The organism is Eisenbergiella sp. OF01-20 (genome assembly GCF_003478085.1).
Taxonomy (GTDB): Bacteria; Bacillota; Clostridia; order Lachnospirales; family Lachnospiraceae; genus Eisenbergiella.
This window is the reverse complement of record NZ_QUES01000002.1, coordinates 295211-311874: the sequence shown is the minus strand read 5'-3', so window position 1 is coordinate 311874 and position 16664 is coordinate 295211. Positions and strand designations below refer to the sequence as shown.

Annotated in this window: 14 protein-coding genes; 11 read left to right on the top strand and 3 right to left on the bottom strand. The window is 50.3% G+C overall.

All coding sequences use genetic code 11. From position 1 onward, the window contains the following. Positions 1-63: 63 nt before the first annotated feature. Positions 64-1218 carry a DUF3048 domain-containing protein gene (locus tag DXA36_RS04940; protein WP_118676904.1) on the bottom strand — a complete coding sequence of 385 codons (1155 nt, stop codon included), beginning with the start codon at positions 1216-1218 and terminating at the stop codon, positions 64-66. A 454-nt stretch (positions 1219-1672) separates the two neighbouring features. Here DXA36_RS04940 and rfbD point away from each other — a divergent pair, with 454 nt between their 5' ends. After that, positions 1673-2515, top strand: coding sequence for a dTDP-4-dehydrorhamnose reductase (rfbD, locus tag DXA36_RS04935; protein WP_118676902.1), 843 nt, complete (start codon positions 1673-1675; stop codon positions 2513-2515). 83 nt (positions 2516-2598) lie between these two features. On the opposite strand, the gene DXA36_RS04930 is transcribed toward rfbD, so the two are convergent. Together DXA36_RS04930 and DXA36_RS04925 are read right to left on the bottom strand one after the other, a co-directional pair. Beyond that, positions 2599-4413, bottom strand: coding sequence for a DUF6020 family protein (locus tag DXA36_RS04930; RefSeq protein WP_118676900.1), 1815 nt, complete (start codon positions 4411-4413; stop codon positions 2599-2601). 69 nt (positions 4414-4482) lie between these two features. Continuing rightward, positions 4483-5319 carry a helix-turn-helix transcriptional regulator gene (locus DXA36_RS04925; RefSeq protein WP_182478935.1) on the bottom strand — a complete coding sequence of 279 codons (837 nt, stop codon included), beginning with the start codon at positions 5317-5319 and terminating at the stop codon, positions 4483-4485. Between the two features lie 485 nt (positions 5320-5804). On the opposite strand from DXA36_RS04925, the gene gmd reads away from it, so the two are divergent. The 10 genes from gmd (at position 5805) to DXA36_RS04870 (ending at position 16609) form a co-directional block, all read left to right on the top strand. Beyond that, positions 5805-6875 (top strand): GDP-mannose 4,6-dehydratase, encoded by a 1071-nt coding sequence (gmd, locus tag DXA36_RS04915; protein ID WP_118676894.1) that lies wholly within the window; start codon positions 5805-5807, stop codon positions 6873-6875. Between the two features lie 53 nt (positions 6876-6928). After that, positions 6929-8707 (top strand): LIC_10190 family membrane protein, encoded by a 1779-nt coding sequence (locus DXA36_RS04910; protein ID WP_118676892.1) that lies wholly within the window; start codon positions 6929-6931, stop codon positions 8705-8707. 118 nt (positions 8708-8825) lie between these two features. After that, on the top strand, positions 8826-9776 hold the full coding sequence (locus DXA36_RS04905) for a GDP-L-fucose synthase family protein (RefSeq protein ID WP_182478934.1): 951 nt from the start codon (positions 8826-8828) through the stop codon (positions 9774-9776). A gap of 51 nt (positions 9777-9827) precedes the next feature. Further along, positions 9828-10895, top strand: a complete 1068-nt coding sequence (locus DXA36_RS04900) for a mannose-1-phosphate guanylyltransferase (RefSeq protein ID WP_118676890.1) — start codon at positions 9828-9830, stop codon at positions 10893-10895. An 89-nt stretch (positions 10896-10984) separates the two neighbouring features. After that, positions 10985-11422, top strand: a complete 438-nt coding sequence (locus DXA36_RS04895; RefSeq protein ID WP_243114569.1) for a sporulation initiation factor Spo0A C-terminal domain-containing protein — start codon at positions 10985-10987, stop codon at positions 11420-11422. A gap of 44 nt (positions 11423-11466) precedes the next feature. Then, positions 11467-12396 carry a glycosyltransferase family 2 protein gene (locus DXA36_RS04890; RefSeq protein WP_118676888.1) on the top strand — a complete coding sequence of 310 codons (930 nt, stop codon included), beginning with the start codon at positions 11467-11469 and terminating at the stop codon, positions 12394-12396. A gap of 4 nt (positions 12397-12400) precedes the next feature. Further along, the gene (locus tag DXA36_RS04885; protein ID WP_118676886.1) at positions 12401-13156 is read left to right on the top strand and encodes a glycosyltransferase family 2 protein; all 756 of its coding nucleotides are present in this window, start codon (positions 12401-12403) and stop codon (positions 13154-13156) included. A 195-nt stretch (positions 13157-13351) separates the two neighbouring features. Further along, positions 13352-14743 (top strand): exopolysaccharide biosynthesis polyprenyl glycosylphosphotransferase, encoded by a 1392-nt coding sequence (locus tag DXA36_RS04880; protein WP_118676884.1) that lies wholly within the window; start codon positions 13352-13354, stop codon positions 14741-14743. Next, positions 14743-15822: a hypothetical protein gene (locus DXA36_RS04875; RefSeq protein WP_118676882.1), complete on the top strand. Its 1080-nt coding sequence runs from the start codon at positions 14743-14745 to the stop codon at positions 15820-15822. The genes DXA36_RS04880 and DXA36_RS04875 overlap by 1 nt, the downstream gene beginning before the upstream one ends. 7 nt (positions 15823-15829) lie before the next feature. Beyond that, positions 15830-16609, top strand: coding sequence for a glycosyltransferase family 2 protein (locus DXA36_RS04870; protein ID WP_118676880.1), 780 nt, complete (start codon positions 15830-15832; stop codon positions 16607-16609). The last annotated feature ends 55 nt before the right edge of the window (positions 16610-16664 follow it).

Genomic DNA, 16664 nt, shown 5'->3' with positions numbered 1-16664 from the left:
AGGTACTGCCGTTTTTGTCTGCGGACATCCCGCCGTCAGGCAGGAAACCGTGCATGCTGTTATTTATTCGTATCCGAAGGTATCCCCGTCTTCAACAATGCAAATCATGGTTTTTCCGGTATTCAGTTCTATTTCATTCCCGTCGTCATCATAGAATTTGGTGGGATCGTAATCACCGGTCTTTTTCCAGTTCACATGAATTCCTTTTCCGTTGGTGAAATAGTATCCGTCTCTTGTGGTATCATGATCCTGGAAGCTCAGATAACCCTTCGCATCCCTCACTTCATAATAAGCGAACTGTACAAGAACATTCTTAAAAGCCAGCTGTGCGTTATCAAAACCTGCATCCACATGGGGCTTCCCATATTCATAACGATAGAACAGGCCGTCCTCTTCATTATATTCAAAATAGGTTTTGGAAATGGGGTAACATTTCGCCATATCTATTTTTTTCACTGTAAGGGCATCACTATACTGTTCCAATGTGTTAGGGCTGGATTCTCCCACGAATTTGAAATGATCCGGATTATAATAGTTTTCCCGGTAGGTTTTGGAGATCCCCAGTTTATCAATGGCCTCGTTGGCTCCCTCCGCACTCAGATAGGCATTCTGAGGGGCTTTCCGGTCGGAACTGCGGAAATAAGCATTGCCGTAGATCCCCTTTTTGCCGGTGCCGCCGTAATTGGCGCCTGTTACGTTGTCGGTGCTTTTCTGTTCGATGACAGGTGCAATATAATAAGGCCCGCCAAAATGGAAATAAATGGCATCCCATTCAAAGGCCCAGTAAACGAAATAGTCCCTGGAGCTTCTTACGTTGCCGATACGTTTCATTTCTTCATTGTCCCAGTCCTTGAAAACGGCCATGAGACGCGTGATCTTGCCTTCCACAGGGCATTCGTACAGGATGTCCGCTTTGGAGAGGCTGTAATGAGGCAGTGCGGAGGAATCGTTGGGAATCATGACCGCTATAGGCCTCTGATCCGCAATATCCCCGCTGATCCATTCGTTGGTCAGAGGACTTCTCACCATTCCCTCTTCAGGAGGGACTTCTTCAGCAACCGTTTCCGTCTCTGTTTCCGATTCTGTTTCAGCCGGCACGCTTTCTGCCGTTTCTTCCGTTGCCGGTATGGTTTCTGTTTCCTCCTTGGCTTTCCCGCAGCCGAACAGCAGCATGGCCGATGACAGACCTGCCAGGAGTAATACACCCAGTTTTCTCATGATAAATCCTCGCTTTCCTTACTATTTTCTCGCAAGTGGCTGCCGTCCGCGTCCTGCCCGGGGATAATCCTTCCGGCAGCCCTCCCGGGCAGGATGCGGACGGCAGACACAGGTAAATACCGGCACTCCGCTATGTGCGCCGTTTTATGCAGGGCTTGCCAGGACCCTGCCCGTATGAAGTCAAACACACTCTAACAGACATTATAGACAAAAAAGGAAGGATTGTCACTAAAATTAAGGTTTTTTTAAGAATACCAAAGTGCCTCAGCCGATGCAGATAAAAAAGTTTGGTGTCAACCGGCGGCGCCTTCTATGTGGTAAAATCTGTGTGTTAGTGATATAATAAAAAAATGTAAAACTGTAAAGGAACGAAACAGTTGTAAAAAATGTAAGCATGCATGTGGAAGGCTTTGTCCGAAGCTGTCTGCCTGCGGAGAATTTGGAGGTTTCCTGAATGAAGAAAATTATTGTAACCGGATGCAACGGACAGCTGGGACGGGCTGTTAACCTTTTTTTTAAAGAGAATCAGGATATCAGTTTTGTAAATACAGATGTTGGTGAGCTGGACATTACCAATATTGATAAAGTTATGGAACTGGCCAGGGAGGTGCAGCCTTATGCGATCATCAACTGCGCGGCCCATACCGGAGTGGACGCCTGTGAAACGGAGTATGACAAAGCGTTCAAAATCAACGCTATCGGACCCAGGAACCTGAGTATTGCAGCCCGGGAAACAGGGGCGAAGCTGATGCATATTTCCACGGATTATGTATTTGACGGGAAGGGGACAAGGCCCTATGTGGAAACGGACGCTACCAATCCTCAGGGCGCATACGGATCCACCAAGCTGGCGGGAGAAGAATTTGTGAAAGATTTTGCCGGCAGGTATTTTATCCTGCGGACGGCGTGGCTGTACGGGGATGGAAAGAATTTTGCCAAGACGATGCTCCGGCTTTCCGAGAGTAATGATAAAGTGAGGGTGGTAGGGGATCAGTTCGGCTCCCCCACCAGTGCTTCTGAACTCACCAAGGCAATTAATGCGTTGCTTTTTACGGAAAACTACGGTTTGTTCCATGCTACCTGTGAAGGGTCCTGCAGCTGGGCGGAGTTTGCAGGGGAGGTATTCCGCCTTGCGGGGAAGAGCACGGCGGTTGAGGCAATCACTACCGAGGAGTTCGGGGCACCTGCACCCAGACCGGCGTACTCCATCCTGGAGAACCGGATGTTTAAGCTGACTACGGACTTCATGTTTGCCGACTGGCACGAAGCCATTGCGGAATATATGAAAACGCTGTAAAAAGCGGATATGAAAACAGCCCTGCCTGATTTATTTCCGGCAGGGCTGTTTTTCCGTAACAGAAGGATGTCCCGCAGGATGCATCAAATGTTGTTTGCTTCCAGTCCCGCATGAATCAAAAGCGGCATGGCAAAAATAAGGGAATAGAGATATCTGACGTCAGAGGCTACCGGCGTGGCCGCGCAGAGAGTCAGGACAACGGCAAAATAAGGGATAAACAGGATCCAGTTTTCTTTTTTCCCGTTCAGCAGACAATTGGCAAACAGGAAGATGGCCGCCCAGGTAAAAGCACCGATACTGTACAGCAGTCCGTATAGAGGGAAGATGGTATACAGTTTGGAAAGGATTTCCACAACTTTCGTAACCCCCTGCCCATGCAGCACCGGCTGCCAGGAAAGACCCAGTTCGTTGGGGGAGATCCCTTCATTGGTGAGCAGCCCGGGCGCATCGGGGAACCAGTAGCCCTTCGTTTGATCCACAAACGCATTCCAATAATCGGCAGGATATTCCAGGCCCAGACGGATCCATAATTTCAGATATTCCCCCTTGTGCGCTTCCAGGTATTCCGGGTGTCCGTACTGGATGAGGGCTTTTACCGGATCGGAAAGCTCCGGCTGGTAATAGCCGGGAATGGATGCATAATCCAAGGTTTTCCCTATGAGGGCAATCTGTTCCTCCGTAAGCTCACGCCCTTCCGCAACCACACGGGCGATCTGCTGGGCGGGGATGGACAGGGATTCTGAAAAAGCCGGTTTTTCAACTCCCAGGGAATCCATGACGGGGCCCTTGATCAGCATGGCGCTCCCCAGAATAAGCAAAAGGGAAGGCAGAAGAAGCTTCCACTGCTTCCGGAAGGCCGCCAGCAGAAAGGGGGCCGCCGCCGCTGTCACATACAGGCCGTTGGAACGCATCAGGCAGACAAGAATTCCCCACAGAAGAAAGGAAAGGAAAAGCAGCGGTTTCGTATAGAGCGGTTTCCCTTCCCGGTAAAGGGGAAGGAACTGATAGATACATAAAACAAACAGCAGAAGAATACCGGAAAAAAGAATATCCTTCCACATGGTGACTGCAAAAATGCCGTTATAGGGCACGAGCGCATAAAAAAGCAGAAAAACAAAACACAGCGTTTTTCCGGCCCGGCAGCGGATGAGCACGCGGATGCACGTAACGATAATAAGCGCCATGGCTGTCATCTGAAACACAGTATAACAGGCGATTCCCGCATAAACATTGTGAAAAAGGGCATTACCCAGGGAAGTGAACAGACGTATCAGCAGCGTGTGAACAAAAGGATGATGGTTGCTGTAACCGGTCATTCCCATGGCCTGGCTGTACTGGCTCAGGCTGTCCGGCGTCATTACCCCCGGAAAATGATACAAAAACCAGGGAAGCCAGCAGGCGAGAAGAAGAAGAAATAAGAACAGCCTCGTCTGTACGGAAAGGACCGGTGCCGGGGAATCCGGTGTTATCCGGGAAGCGGATATTCGGGTAGACCGGTTTTCCAGATACAGCAGAAGCAGGCGGCAGCCCCTGTAAAACAGGAAAAAAAGCCCGGCAGCCGTCATGAGCAGATAAACAGCCTGAAACAGCCGGTTTTCCAGGGAACCGGTAAGGACACTATGCTCTGCAGCCATATAAAAAAAGGTATAAAGCGAACCTAACACAGCCGCCGTACCCCTCCTCTTACGGAAGGAAATGGCATTCCCCTTTTTTTTGCCGTCTGCGGACAGCGCATGCCCGGTTTCTTTTTTATCGGCAAAAAGAAACAGCTGAAAGCACAGGAAAAACAGGACCAGGGTTATGATATTGGTAGTGGCGATGTGACCGATATTAGCCAGGGCAAATGCCGCGAAGTAACCCTCCGCAGCGTTGCGCCATATAGGTTTCCTTTTATTCATATATCTTCCTTTCCATATTCAACAATCCTGCGGGAATAAACGCCTGTAAATACGCATACTGCCGGATGATTACCACTTTTTACGATATTCCAGCGGGGTCATGGTTTCCGTTTTTTTGAACACCTTAATAAAATAGCCTGCGTCTGCGAAGCCGCATTGCACCGCAATTTCCTCAATGGAGCTGTCCGAAAAACGGAGAAGAGATTTGGCATGGGACAGCCTGCGCGCCGTCAGGTCGCTTCCGATGGTTACTCCATAATTTTTTTTGTATTCTCTGGAAAGATGGTATTTGCTGATGAAAAAAAGAGAGGACAGTTCTTCCAGGGAAATTTTCTCCATATAATGCTCCTCCAGATACTGACGCACCTGGGCAAGCTTTGGTGAGAGGGCGGCGCCCTGAAGCGTTTCCGGCCGGTTTTCCGTGAAAATAAGAGTGATGATGTCCGTTAAATACTTATGGGCGCTTAATTCCATAAGAGATGGCTTTGCCTGCATCAAACCGAACAGAGCGGTTAGACTATCTGTAAAAGGAGCCGTATCCGCCGGATGGAAAATGGAACTGCGTTCCTGTCCCTGATACGACTGATAAAAATCATCCGCGCCGTTTCCGTTAAAATGCACCCACATCAATGTCCAGGGATGCTCCGCAGAGCTTTCATGGGCGTATTGGTTCCTGCAGTTAATATAAACACAGTCCCCGGCCTGGATATAATGCTTCCTTCCACGGTAGGTCAGATACCCTTCTCCCTTCTGCACAGTAAGAAAAAGGTAAGAGCTGATATTCTCCCTGGAACTGACATGAGGCTCCATACTGGTCAGCGTACCGATTTCCTGCACGTATAAATAATGCTTTTTCGCATAAGAGGAGGGCGTTGCAAGAACGCGGTCCGATAACGATTTTCCCATGGCATCCCCTTTCCTGAAAGTTATAAACCCGAACTTCGCAGGTGCCAGACGGCCCTCCGCCCGCTGTCGGCGCCCCTCTCCCGGGACTGAAAAGGATTTTCGCAGGTCCATCAGACCAGGCATTCCGATGAGCCCAGGGGCGTCAAATGTGTCAGATGAGGCTGACACATTTGACTGGTCTCATCTCCATGGTCTGAAAGGCACCTGCGAAAATTCCTTTTCAGTCCCGGGAGAGGGGCGCCGACAGCGGGCAGAGGGCCGTCTGGCACCTGCGAAGTTCGAGTTTATATATTTGAAACGGTTCGATACCTTGCAGTAAAGGCATCCGTACAACTGACACCCATTATATAGCAAAAACAATACAATAGCAATATATTCCCATTTGTACGCAAGATTATAAATTGTTTTCATAGAAATTAAATGATATATTGATTTGCAGCCGCAGCAAAAAAAGCCCAAAGGGCAGAGACAGAGAGGTATGATATATGAAAAACGTAGCTTTGATTACAGGAATAAACGGGCAGGACGGTTCTTATCTGGCGGAATTTCTGTTGGAAAAAGGGTATGAAGTGCATGGTCTGGTAAGGCGTCACAGCATTTCCATAACCAGCAGGATTGACCATCTGATTCATTCCCCCTATAATAATGTTAAATTCTTTCTTCACTATGCAGACACGACGGATTCCAGCGCGCTGATGCGCATTATGGCGGAAATACGGCCTACGGAGGTTTATAATCTGGCGGCGCAGTCCCATGTGGGAATTTCCTTTGAGGTGCCGGAGTATACCGCGGATGCCACCGGAATGAGTACATTGAAGCTTTTGGAAGCGATCCGTATCAACGGAGGGCCCTGCCGTTTCTATCAGGCATCCACCTCGGAGCTGTTCGGGGGGCTTCCGGAAACAGCCCCCCAGAGTGAGAAAACGCCGTTTTATCCCAAAAGCCCTTACGGGGTGGCAAAGCTGTATTCCTACTGGATTACGGTAAATTACAGGGAATCCTATAATATGTTTACCTGCAACGGTATTCTTTTTAATCACGAATCACCCAGAAGAGGCGAGAATTTCGTGACAAGGAAAATTACGCTGGCGATTGCCGCCATTCTGGCAGGAAAGCAGGAAAAGCTTTCCCTGGGAAATATGAATGCCAAGAGGGACTGGGGTTTTGCCGGGGATTATGTGGAAGGGATGTGGCTGATGCTGCAGCAGGAAAAGCCCGGCGATTATGTGCTTTCCACCAATGAGACCCATACCGTGAGGGAGTTCGTGGAGGAAGCCTTCCGGGAAGTGGGGATTATTGTGCGCTGGGAAGGACAGGGTGTGAATGAAAAGGGATACGATTCGAAAACCGGCAGGCTGCTGGTGGATGTGAACCCTGAATTTTACCGGCCGGCAGAGGTGGAATTCCTGTGGGGGGACTGCTCCAAAGCGGAGAAGGAACTGAATTGGAAGAGAAAAGTGGATTTCAGGGGGCTGGTTGCCATGATGATGGATGCGGATATGCAGGAAATCATGGGAATGAGCTGCGAGGAATTTAAGCAACTGCGAAGGGACTGAACAGTTACGGTTTAAAAACAGGAGCCGGTAATCCGGCTTGACGAGGGGAAATTATGTTATTTGTTCTGCTGAACTGGGCATATATAGGCATAACTGCTTTTCTGGCGGGTTTTACGGTACTGATGCCTTTCCGTAAAACAGGGCCGGAAGAGGAAAGGGGATATGCCTGCCGCACAGGTACGGGGATTTTCATGGCCGGACTCGCTTTTGTTACGGTATATGCGGAAGGGTACAGCCTGTTTGCCGGAGTGGGGCTTGCTGCCAATCTTGGGCTGCTGGTTTTCTGCGCCGTCAGTGCTATTGTCCTGCGTAGACAGCTGTCTGCATTTATCCGGGAGAAATGGCAGGAAAGCGGGCCGGGAGGCCGGCTGTTTGCAGCGGTATTGGTATTGCTCATGGCTTACGGGACTTCACGGGGATATATGCATGTGGATACGGGCCTTTACCACGCGCAGGCCATCCGCTGGATAGAGGAGTACGGTGTTGTTCCCGGCCTGGGTAACCTTCACAGCAGATTTGCCTATAATAGTGCGGCCTTTCCCCTGTGCGCCATATATGGCATGCGGTGGGCGGCCGTCGGGTCCTGGACGGAAAGCATGCATGCCGTCCAGGGCTTTCTGGCGTTGTTGGTGGGAATACAATGCTGCGGGCTGGGAAGGCTGGTACGCAGGAAGCGGGTGCTGGTTTCGGATTTTGTCCGGTTAGGGGCGGTATACTATTTAACAGTACTGTTCCGGGAAATGGTTTCTCCCGCTTCCGATTATTTCGCCATGCTGTTCCTTTTTTATATCCTGATTGCCTGGCTGGATTTGCTGGAGCGCAGGGAAGCTTCGGTGGTTCCTTATGCGCTTCTCAGCCTTCTGCTGGTATTTACGGTAACCGTCAAGCTGTCGGCGGCGGTAATGCTTCTGCTGGTCCTCAAGCCTGCGGTCCTTCTCCTGAAAGGAAAACGCTGGAAGGAGATTGCCCTGTATATCGGGCTTGGCATATTGATTTCCCTTCCATGGCTGATACGTGGGGTCCTGATATCCGGCTGGCTGTTTTATCCGTTTACCTTCCTGGATGTGTTCCCGGTGGACTGGAAGCTTGAAAAAGGATACGCGGACTGTGATTCCAAGGAAATCCAGGTTTTCGCAAGGCTCCTGTATGACGTTAATCTGTATGACACCCCTTTTACCAGCTGGGCGGGAAACTGGTTTGCGTCATTGAAGGGGCTGGAAAAGCTGTGGGTTGCGGCAAGTGCCGGCTGTACGGTGCTGGGCATGGCTGCCATAGGAAGGGCGGCCCTGCTGCTGAAAAACAACGGCTGCCGCGCTGCGCGCTCCCCCCTCATGTTCAGGAAAAAGGCGGGAGATACCGGGGGAATAGCCGCATGGGACTGGATTCTGTATGCATCCGTCCTGATAATCGGCTATTTTTTCTGGCAGTTTTCAGCACCATTGATCCGTTATGGTTACGTATATGTACTGATGCTGCCCACTGCCGTGCTTGGATACGGTTATGTTTATCTGACGGAAAAAAACAAAAGGCTGGAACGCATGGGCTGTTATGCCTTTGCGGCCGGGGCGTCCGTTTTTCTCCTGATAAAAGGTTCAGGCCTTGCGGGCGGAATAGCGGAAACGGCGGGAGAACCATATTACATCCGGCAGCAGGGTTATGGAAGCTTTGCGGCCATTACTTATGAAGTTGACGGGGTAACGATATATGTGCCTGCGGACGGCGGGCAGATCGGGTATGATAAATTCCCCTCCTCACCCAGAATACAGGATATTGAATTGCGGGGAGAGGGAGCGCATGCGGGGGACCTGCGGTACGGCTTCCGGGCGCAGTGATCGGGAAACATAAGGGAACAACGGCTGCCACGCTGCGTGTTCCATCCTTATAGGCAACAACGCGCAACAGTCCGGGCTTGCCTGGACGGCAGCAATAAAACAGAAAAGAGGATAACAGATGAGCGGCATAGAAAAAACAGATAAGATTTATGTAGCAGGGCACAGGGGGCTGGTTGGCAGCGCCATTGTGCGGAATTTGGAGGCAAAAGGCTACGGACATGTGTTCGGCAGAACCCACAGGGAGCTGAATCTGACCAACCAGGCGCAGGTCACCGCTTTTTTTGAAAAGGAAAGGCCGGATGTGGTTGTGCTGGCAGCGGCAAAGGTGGGCGGTATCAACGCCAATAATACGGCTCCCGCAGAATTTGCATACGAAAATCTGCAGATTCAATGCAATGTGATCAAATGCTGTCATGACTTCGGGGTAAAGAAACTTCTGTTTTTAGGAAGCACCTGTATATATCCCAAGCTGGCGCCCCAGCCGATCCCGGAGGATGCGCTGCTTACCGGCCCGCTGGAGGCCACCAACGAAGCGTATGCCATTGCCAAAATAGCGGGGCTGGAAATGTGTAAGTTTTATAAAAGGCAATATGGGGATGACTTTATCAGCTGTATGCCCACGAATCTTTACGGCCCTCATGACAATTATGATCTGCAGGGAAGCCATGTGCTGCCGGCCATGATCCGGAAATTCCATGAAGCGAAGGTGAATGGGGCGGCGAGTGTGGAGCTGTGGGGAACAGGAACCCCTCTGCGGGAGTTTTTGTATGTGGACGATATGGCGGATGCCTGTGTATTCCTGCTGGAAAATTACAGCGGGGAACAGCATGTGAATATCGGAACCGGCAAGGAAGTGACCATCCGGCAGCTGGCGGAAACCGTGCGTGAAACGGTAGGTTTTGAAGGGGACATTGTCTGGAATAAGGATATGCCTGACGGAACCCCGCGGAAGCTGACGGATGTAACCAAGCTCCATGGACTGGGATGGAGCCACAGGGTAGAACTGGAAGAAGGTGTGAAGCTGGCTTATGACTGGTTTCAGGAACATGTACAGGAAGCAAGAAAATAACAAGGCTGGCGGGGCCGGACAGCAGGCCCTGAAGCGGGAGGATATGCATCTATGAAAACATATGGAGTCGTGATGGCTGGCGGCGGCGGTACCAGGCTGTGGCCACTTTCCACTAAAAAAATGCCCAAGCAGTTTCTGAACCTTTCGGGAAAAGAGACGTTGGTTAACGAGGCCGTTGACCGGCTTTTGGGCGTTGCGGACAAAAAAGATATCTTTATCGTCACCAATGCCTCCCAGAAGGAGGTAATGCTTGCGCAGACGGCAGGACGGGTGCAGGCGGATCATATCCTGTCGGAGCCGGCAGCCAGGAATACGGCGGCCTGCATCGGCTATGCGGCAGTGACGATTGTTAAAAAATACGGGGACGGTATCATGTGTGTGGTGCCTTCGGATCCTTATATCCGGGAAGAGGCTGCCTTCCGGGAAACGCTGCGGCAAGCGGTGAAGGCCGTGGAGGAAACGGATGCGCTGGTAACCATCGGGATTAAGCCCACCTTCCCTTCCACCGGTTACGGTTATATCCGCAGTGTGGAAGCGGTTGGAAAGCCTTACCGCAGGGTGGAGGAATTCGTGGAAAAGCCGGATGAAGAAACGGCGGCGGCCTATCTGCAAACCGGCTGTTATGCCTGGAACAGCGGTATGTTCATCTGGAAAGCATCCACCATACTTTCTTATTTTAAAAAACTTCTGCCTTATATTTACGAATGTCTGATGCAGCTGGCGGAAAGCTTCGGAACCCCCGGGGAGGAAGAGGCCCTGTGGGATATCTATCCCCGGATTCCTAAAATTTCCGTTGACTATGGAATCATGGAAAGGGCCGATCATGTGCTCATGCTCACCGGTGATTTCGGCTGGAGCGATGTGGGGGGATGGGACGCCTTTGACGCTTTGAAGGACCGGGATGAAAATCAAAATATCACCGTGGGAAAAACTTTACTTCTTGACAGCAGGAACTGTACCGCGTATTCTGTAGACAAGCTGATTGCCGCCGTAGGCGTTACCGATTTAATCATTGTACAGGCAGGGGAAGCCGTTTTGGTGTGCCCCCAGTCCGAAGCGCAGCGGGTGAAAGAAATCGTGGAGACGTTGTCGGATAAGGGAGAAAATTCGTATTTATAGTGCGAAATTTATCGATTGATTTTCATTCTATTTCCTTTTATACCGTGCTATTATTGTAGATGGACCTGGAAAAAGCAGGAAAAATGCAGATGGATTATTTGGAATGCATGACTGCAGGAAAACGGGAAAGTCGTTTATGCGGCGGAATGAGAGGGAATGATATGACGGAAAATGGTAACGCGTCTTCGATGGAACGCTACGTATCGGAATTCATGCTTGAGCTGGGAGTGCCGGCTCATTTGAGGGGATATTATTATCTGCGTGAGGCCATTGTGCTCACCGCTTTGGACATGGAACTGGTAGGAAGTGTGACAAAGCTTCTTTATCCCAATATCGCTAAAAACAACCATACCAATATACAAAGAGTGGAAAGGGCAATACGCAACGCCATAGAGGTTTCCTGGGAAAGAGGGAACCCGGCGGTATTTGAAGATCTGTTCGGCTACAGCGCCGCTTCCGGGGCGGTGCGGCCTACCAACAGTGAATACATAGCCAGAATAGCGGATAGGATACGTATGGAAGGGTAACCGTCCGGACGAATCGGTACGGTTACGAATTAGGAGGAACATTCATGAGTCTGCTGAGTGTCATAGTCCCTTGTTATAACGAGGAAGAAAATGTAGATTGTTTTTATGAAGAATTGATGAAAAATACCCCCTTCTTTGAAAAAGAAGGGCTTGAAGTGGAGATCCTTTATATAGACGACGGTTCCAGGGACAGGACTGTGGAAGAAGTTAAGGATTTGAAGAAAAGGGACGACAGAGTGCGTCTGGTATCCTTTTCCAGAAACTTCGGAAAAGAATCCGCTATTTATGCAGGGCTTCAGAAAGCAAAAGGGGATTATGTGGTGATGATGGACGCCGATTTACAGGATCCGCCGTCCCTTCTTCCGGAAATGTTTTCTTATATCAAAGAGGGCTATGATTCCGTTGCGACCAGGAGGGTGACGCGTAAGGGGGAGCCTCCTGTCCGTTCTTTTTTTGCGAGAATGTTTTATAAGCTGGTGAACCGTATATCCAAGACGGAAATAGTGGACGGGGCCAGGGATTACCGTCTGATGACCAGGCAGGTGGTGGACGCTATCCTGCAGATGACGGAATACAACCGTTTTACCAAAGGGATTTTCGGCTGGGTGGGGTATTCCACCAAGTGGCTGGAGTTTGAAAATGTGGAACGTATGCACGGAGAGACCAAATGGTCCTTCTGGAAGCTTTTTATCTACGCGCTGGATGGAATTATCGCTTTTTCCACGGTGCCGCTGGCGCTGGCTTCTATCCTGGGAGTGGTTTTCTGCTTTATCGCTTTTCTGCTGATTCTGGTAATTATAGTAAAGACACTGGCTGTCGGGGATCCGGTGGGAGGCTGGCCTTCCATGGTATGTATTATCTGTATGGTGAGCGGGGTCCAGCTTTTCTGCCTTGGAATTGTCGGGCAGTATATGTCCAAAACGTATATGGAAGTGAAGAAACGTCCCATTTATCTGGTAAAGGAAGAATTGTAACGCGATGAAATACGATTTGGTGAGTATTGTCATGCCTGTCTATAACGCCGGCGCTTTCCTGGAAAAAACGGTGGAAACGGTACAGGGACAGACATTTAAAAACTGGGAGCTGATCGCGGTGGACGATTGTTCCACGGACGGCAGCTTCGAAGCTTTATGCGCGCTGGCGGAAAAGGACGGAAGGATCCGGCCGGTGCGGCAGGAGCACAACGGCGGAGCGGCAGCGGCCAGAAACAGGGGTGTGGCGCTTGCACAGGGCAGGTACCTGGCGTATCTGGATGCCGACGATTTGTGGGCAGCAGCAAAATTGGAAAAAGAGCTTGCTTTTTTAACGGAAAAGCAGGCTGCTTTTGCATTTACAGGATATGAGTTCGGTGACTGCAATGGGCTGGGAAACGGGAAAATCGTCCATGTGCCGGAGACACTCACATACAAAAAAGCACTTTCCAGAACTGTGATTTTTACTACCACAGTTCTTTTTGACCTGCAGAAAATCAGCAGGGATCTGGTCTGTATGCCTCAGGTAAAAAGCGAGGATACTGCTACCTGGTGGAAAATCCTGAGAAGCGGCTACACAGCGTATGGGTTGGACGAGAACCTGGCTGTCTACCGCAGGCCGGCACAGTCCCTGTCCTCCAACAAGCTGGAGGCAATCAGGAGAATCTGGCACCTGTACCGCGGACAGGAAGGGCTTTCCCTGTTTACAAGCCTGTACCACTTCTGCTTCTGGGCCCTGCGTGCGGTTGCAAGGAGAGTGTAGGTATGATAAACTTATTGTAACTATTCAGCAGGTCAGCGCATTTACTGCGCTGACTGTAAGAAAGTGATTCAGGAGTGCAATAATCCATCGCCGAAGGCGATTTAGAATGGATTTTTGCAGAGTAACTGTGAGGGTACTGAACAGTTACAACATATTTTATAAAAGCCGCCGAGGCGGACGGATGGGAGCTAATAAATGAATCAAACGGAATCCAGGAAAAGACTGCTGGTTTTACTTATATCATATGTAGGGCTGCTGGCTATGCTGGGCGGCTATGCCGTTGCTTATTTCGGTTATTATTATCCTGCTATCCTCAGATATGATACAAAGCTGTATTTTAAAGGCCATCTGTTAATCCTGTTCTTTTACCTGGTGGTCCTGTTCTTTTTTTCCAGGACCTACGGAGGACTGAAGGTGGGGTATCTCAAGCCCATGGAGGTTTTTGGATCCCAGGTATTCGCTCTGCTGTGCACCAATATTTTTTCTTATCTGCAGATGGCGATGATCCACGGCAGCCTGATACCTCCGCTGCAGCTGTTTATGGCGTTTTTGGGACAGGTGGTGTTTGCTGCCTGCTATACGTATCTGGCGAACCGGATTTACCGGAAGCTTTTTCCGCCCAGACAGCTTCTTCTGATTTATGGGGACAGGCCGATTGCGGATATCCTGCAGAAATTTGCCAGTAGAAAAGATAAATATAATATTTCCAAATGCCTGAATATATCGGCCGGTGCGGATGCTATCCTGGATGAAATCGAAAAGGGGTACGGCGGTGTGGTGCTTTGGGATATTCCCACAGGTGTGAGGAATAAGCTGATTAAATATTGCTACAGCCGTTCCGTCCGTATTTATATGATGCCTAAAATCCCGGATGTCATTATCAAGGGATCGGAACAGCTGCATCTTTTCGATACCCCTATTTTCCTTACAAGAGAATTTAATCTGACGGTGGAACAACGGATTATCAAACGGTGTATTGATATCGTATGCGCCCTGCTTCTGCTGGTGGCGGCTTCCCCCTTTATGCTGATTACGGCAGTTGTGATCAAGCTGTATGACGGCGGCCCGGTTCTGTACAAGCAGATTCGGTGCACCAGGGATGCCAGGGAATTTAAGATATTGAAGTTCCGCAGTATGCGTGTGGATGCGGAAAAGGATGGAGTGGCCAGGCTCGCCGCCAAAAACGATTCCCGGATTACCCCGGTGGGTAAATTCATCCGTGCGGTGCGCATTGACGAGCTTCCCCAGCTCATCAATATTCTCAAGGGGGAAATGTCCTTTATCGGCCCCCGTCCGGAACGGCCGGAAATCATTGCCCGCTACATGGAGGAAATGCCGGAATTCGCTTTCCGTATGAAAGTGAAAGCAGGGCTGGCAGGCTATGCACAGGTCTACGGAAAATACAATACCACCCCTTATGATAAACTGAAGCTGGATTTGACTTATATTGAGGATTATACGGTGTGGATGGATATCAAGCTGATGCTTCTGACTTTGAAGATCCTGTTTAAGGCGGAGAGTACGGAGGGTGTGGATACCGCACAGATCACGGCGATGAAGTCGGATTCCGAAGAGGATAATAGTTGATGAAAGAAGAAAAATTCTGGCAGGAGGGCATGGACGGAAAGCGTTTTGCCCTCTGTCTTTTCCGTAAGATATGGATGCTTCTGGCTGCGGCCCTCATTGGAGGGGCGGCGGCAGGAGGAATTTATCTGTTCCAGGCCCTGGTGCTGGCAGGACCTGTTCAGTATCAGGTGTTTTCCCAATACCGGATTTATTTTGACAAGGATAAATACGGGGAAATTGCAGATTATTATAATGCCTATACCTGGGGGGAAATCATGAGGACCGACCAGGTGGTGGATTTTGTGATGGAAGCGCTTCCGGAAGGCATAACCAAGGAACAGGTGAAGGAATCGGTCTCTGTGGGGCAGATGAATGATATCAAGGTGATGCCTTTATATATCACTACCGATGATGCCGCCCTGTCGGAGGAAATCGCCCGGGGGTATGAATATGGTCTGGGAGAGTTCGCCCGTTCCATCGAGGGACTGAGCGATATGCAGTGTTGGCTGGTGGAGCCTGCAGTCCCAGTGGAGAGGGCCACAAAAACCGGCAATGCCTTCGGCCTTGGGGCTGTCTGCGGTGCGCTTCTTCTGTTTCTTGTTTTGACTTTCCATTATATTATGGACGATTCCATCTATCTGGAGGAGGATTTCCGGAAACGTTGTGCGGCCCCTCTGCTGGGTATTCTTACCTGTAAGAAAAATGAAAAGCTGAAACAGGAGCTTGCAACGAATGCCGCCTATCTTCTGAAAGGGGCCAAAGGGCTTTGCCTGATAGAGGTGGGAAAAGGGAAGAATGCCGGCTGGCGGAAAGGAACGGAAACGGATTCCGGCAAGCGGCGTGGAGAAGTGGAAGCCGTGCTGACGGCCTGCATGGCGGACGGTCCCGCACTCAATTGGGCGGCCTGGCCTTTCGGCCAAAAGGACTGTGAGGATATGCGCAGGAAAGATGGCGCTGTTCTGGTGGTACCCTGGGGGTACGGAAACGGCAGGGCCCTGACCCACATCCTGCTGCAGCTGGAAAAACAGCAGATACCCGTGAGAGGGGCTATTCTCACGGATGCGGATGATAAATTCCTGAAGGCCTATTACAGAAAGTGAGAACGAAATGAAGCTGGAAATTCTTGTTTCCGCAGTGAATGAGGATGTGGATACGCTGGCAGAGCGTATGAATCTGCAGGCGGACGCTGTTATTGTAAACCAATGCGGGGAAAATACCTATAAGGAATATCGTTACCAGGAGCATCGGATAAGGTGCTACAGCTTTGCGGAGCGGGGAGTGGGCCTTTCCCGGAATAACTGCCTTATGCGGGCGGAAGGGGATATCTGCCTGTTTGCAGACGAAGATATTATTTACCGCCCCGGTGCCGTCAGGGCCATAGAGGCGGAGTTCGTGAAAAATCCGGGGGCCGATATGATTCTGTTTAACATGGAGGTGCCCCAGGACAGGGCGACCTACCATATAGACGGTTATGGGAGGGTGCGCTGGTATAACTGCGGAAGGTATCCCACCTACAGCTTTGCGGCAAAGACGGAGAAACTGAGAGAAGCGAATATCGCCTTCTCCCTTTTGTTCGGGGGCGGTGCCAGATACAGCAACGGGGAGGACAGCCTGTTTCTGGCGGAATGCATCCGGAAAGGGCTGAAGGTTTATAAGGCTCCTGTCACCATAGGGAAAGAGAACGGAAGGCCCTCCACCTGGTTTCATGGATATAATGAGAAGTTTTTTTATGACAGAGGCGTGCTTTACCGTTTCCTGTACGGGAAGGCGGCGTATCTCATGGCTCTGCGTTTCCTGTATAAGCAAAAAGAGGTTATGTGCAGGGATTACTCCTTTGGTGAGGCGTTTGCCCTGATGAGAAAAGGGATTCATATGCGAGAGGTATAAGTTTGAAAGTTCCTTTCAAACGATTCATTCACGCAGTATCGCAGGCAAGCCTGCG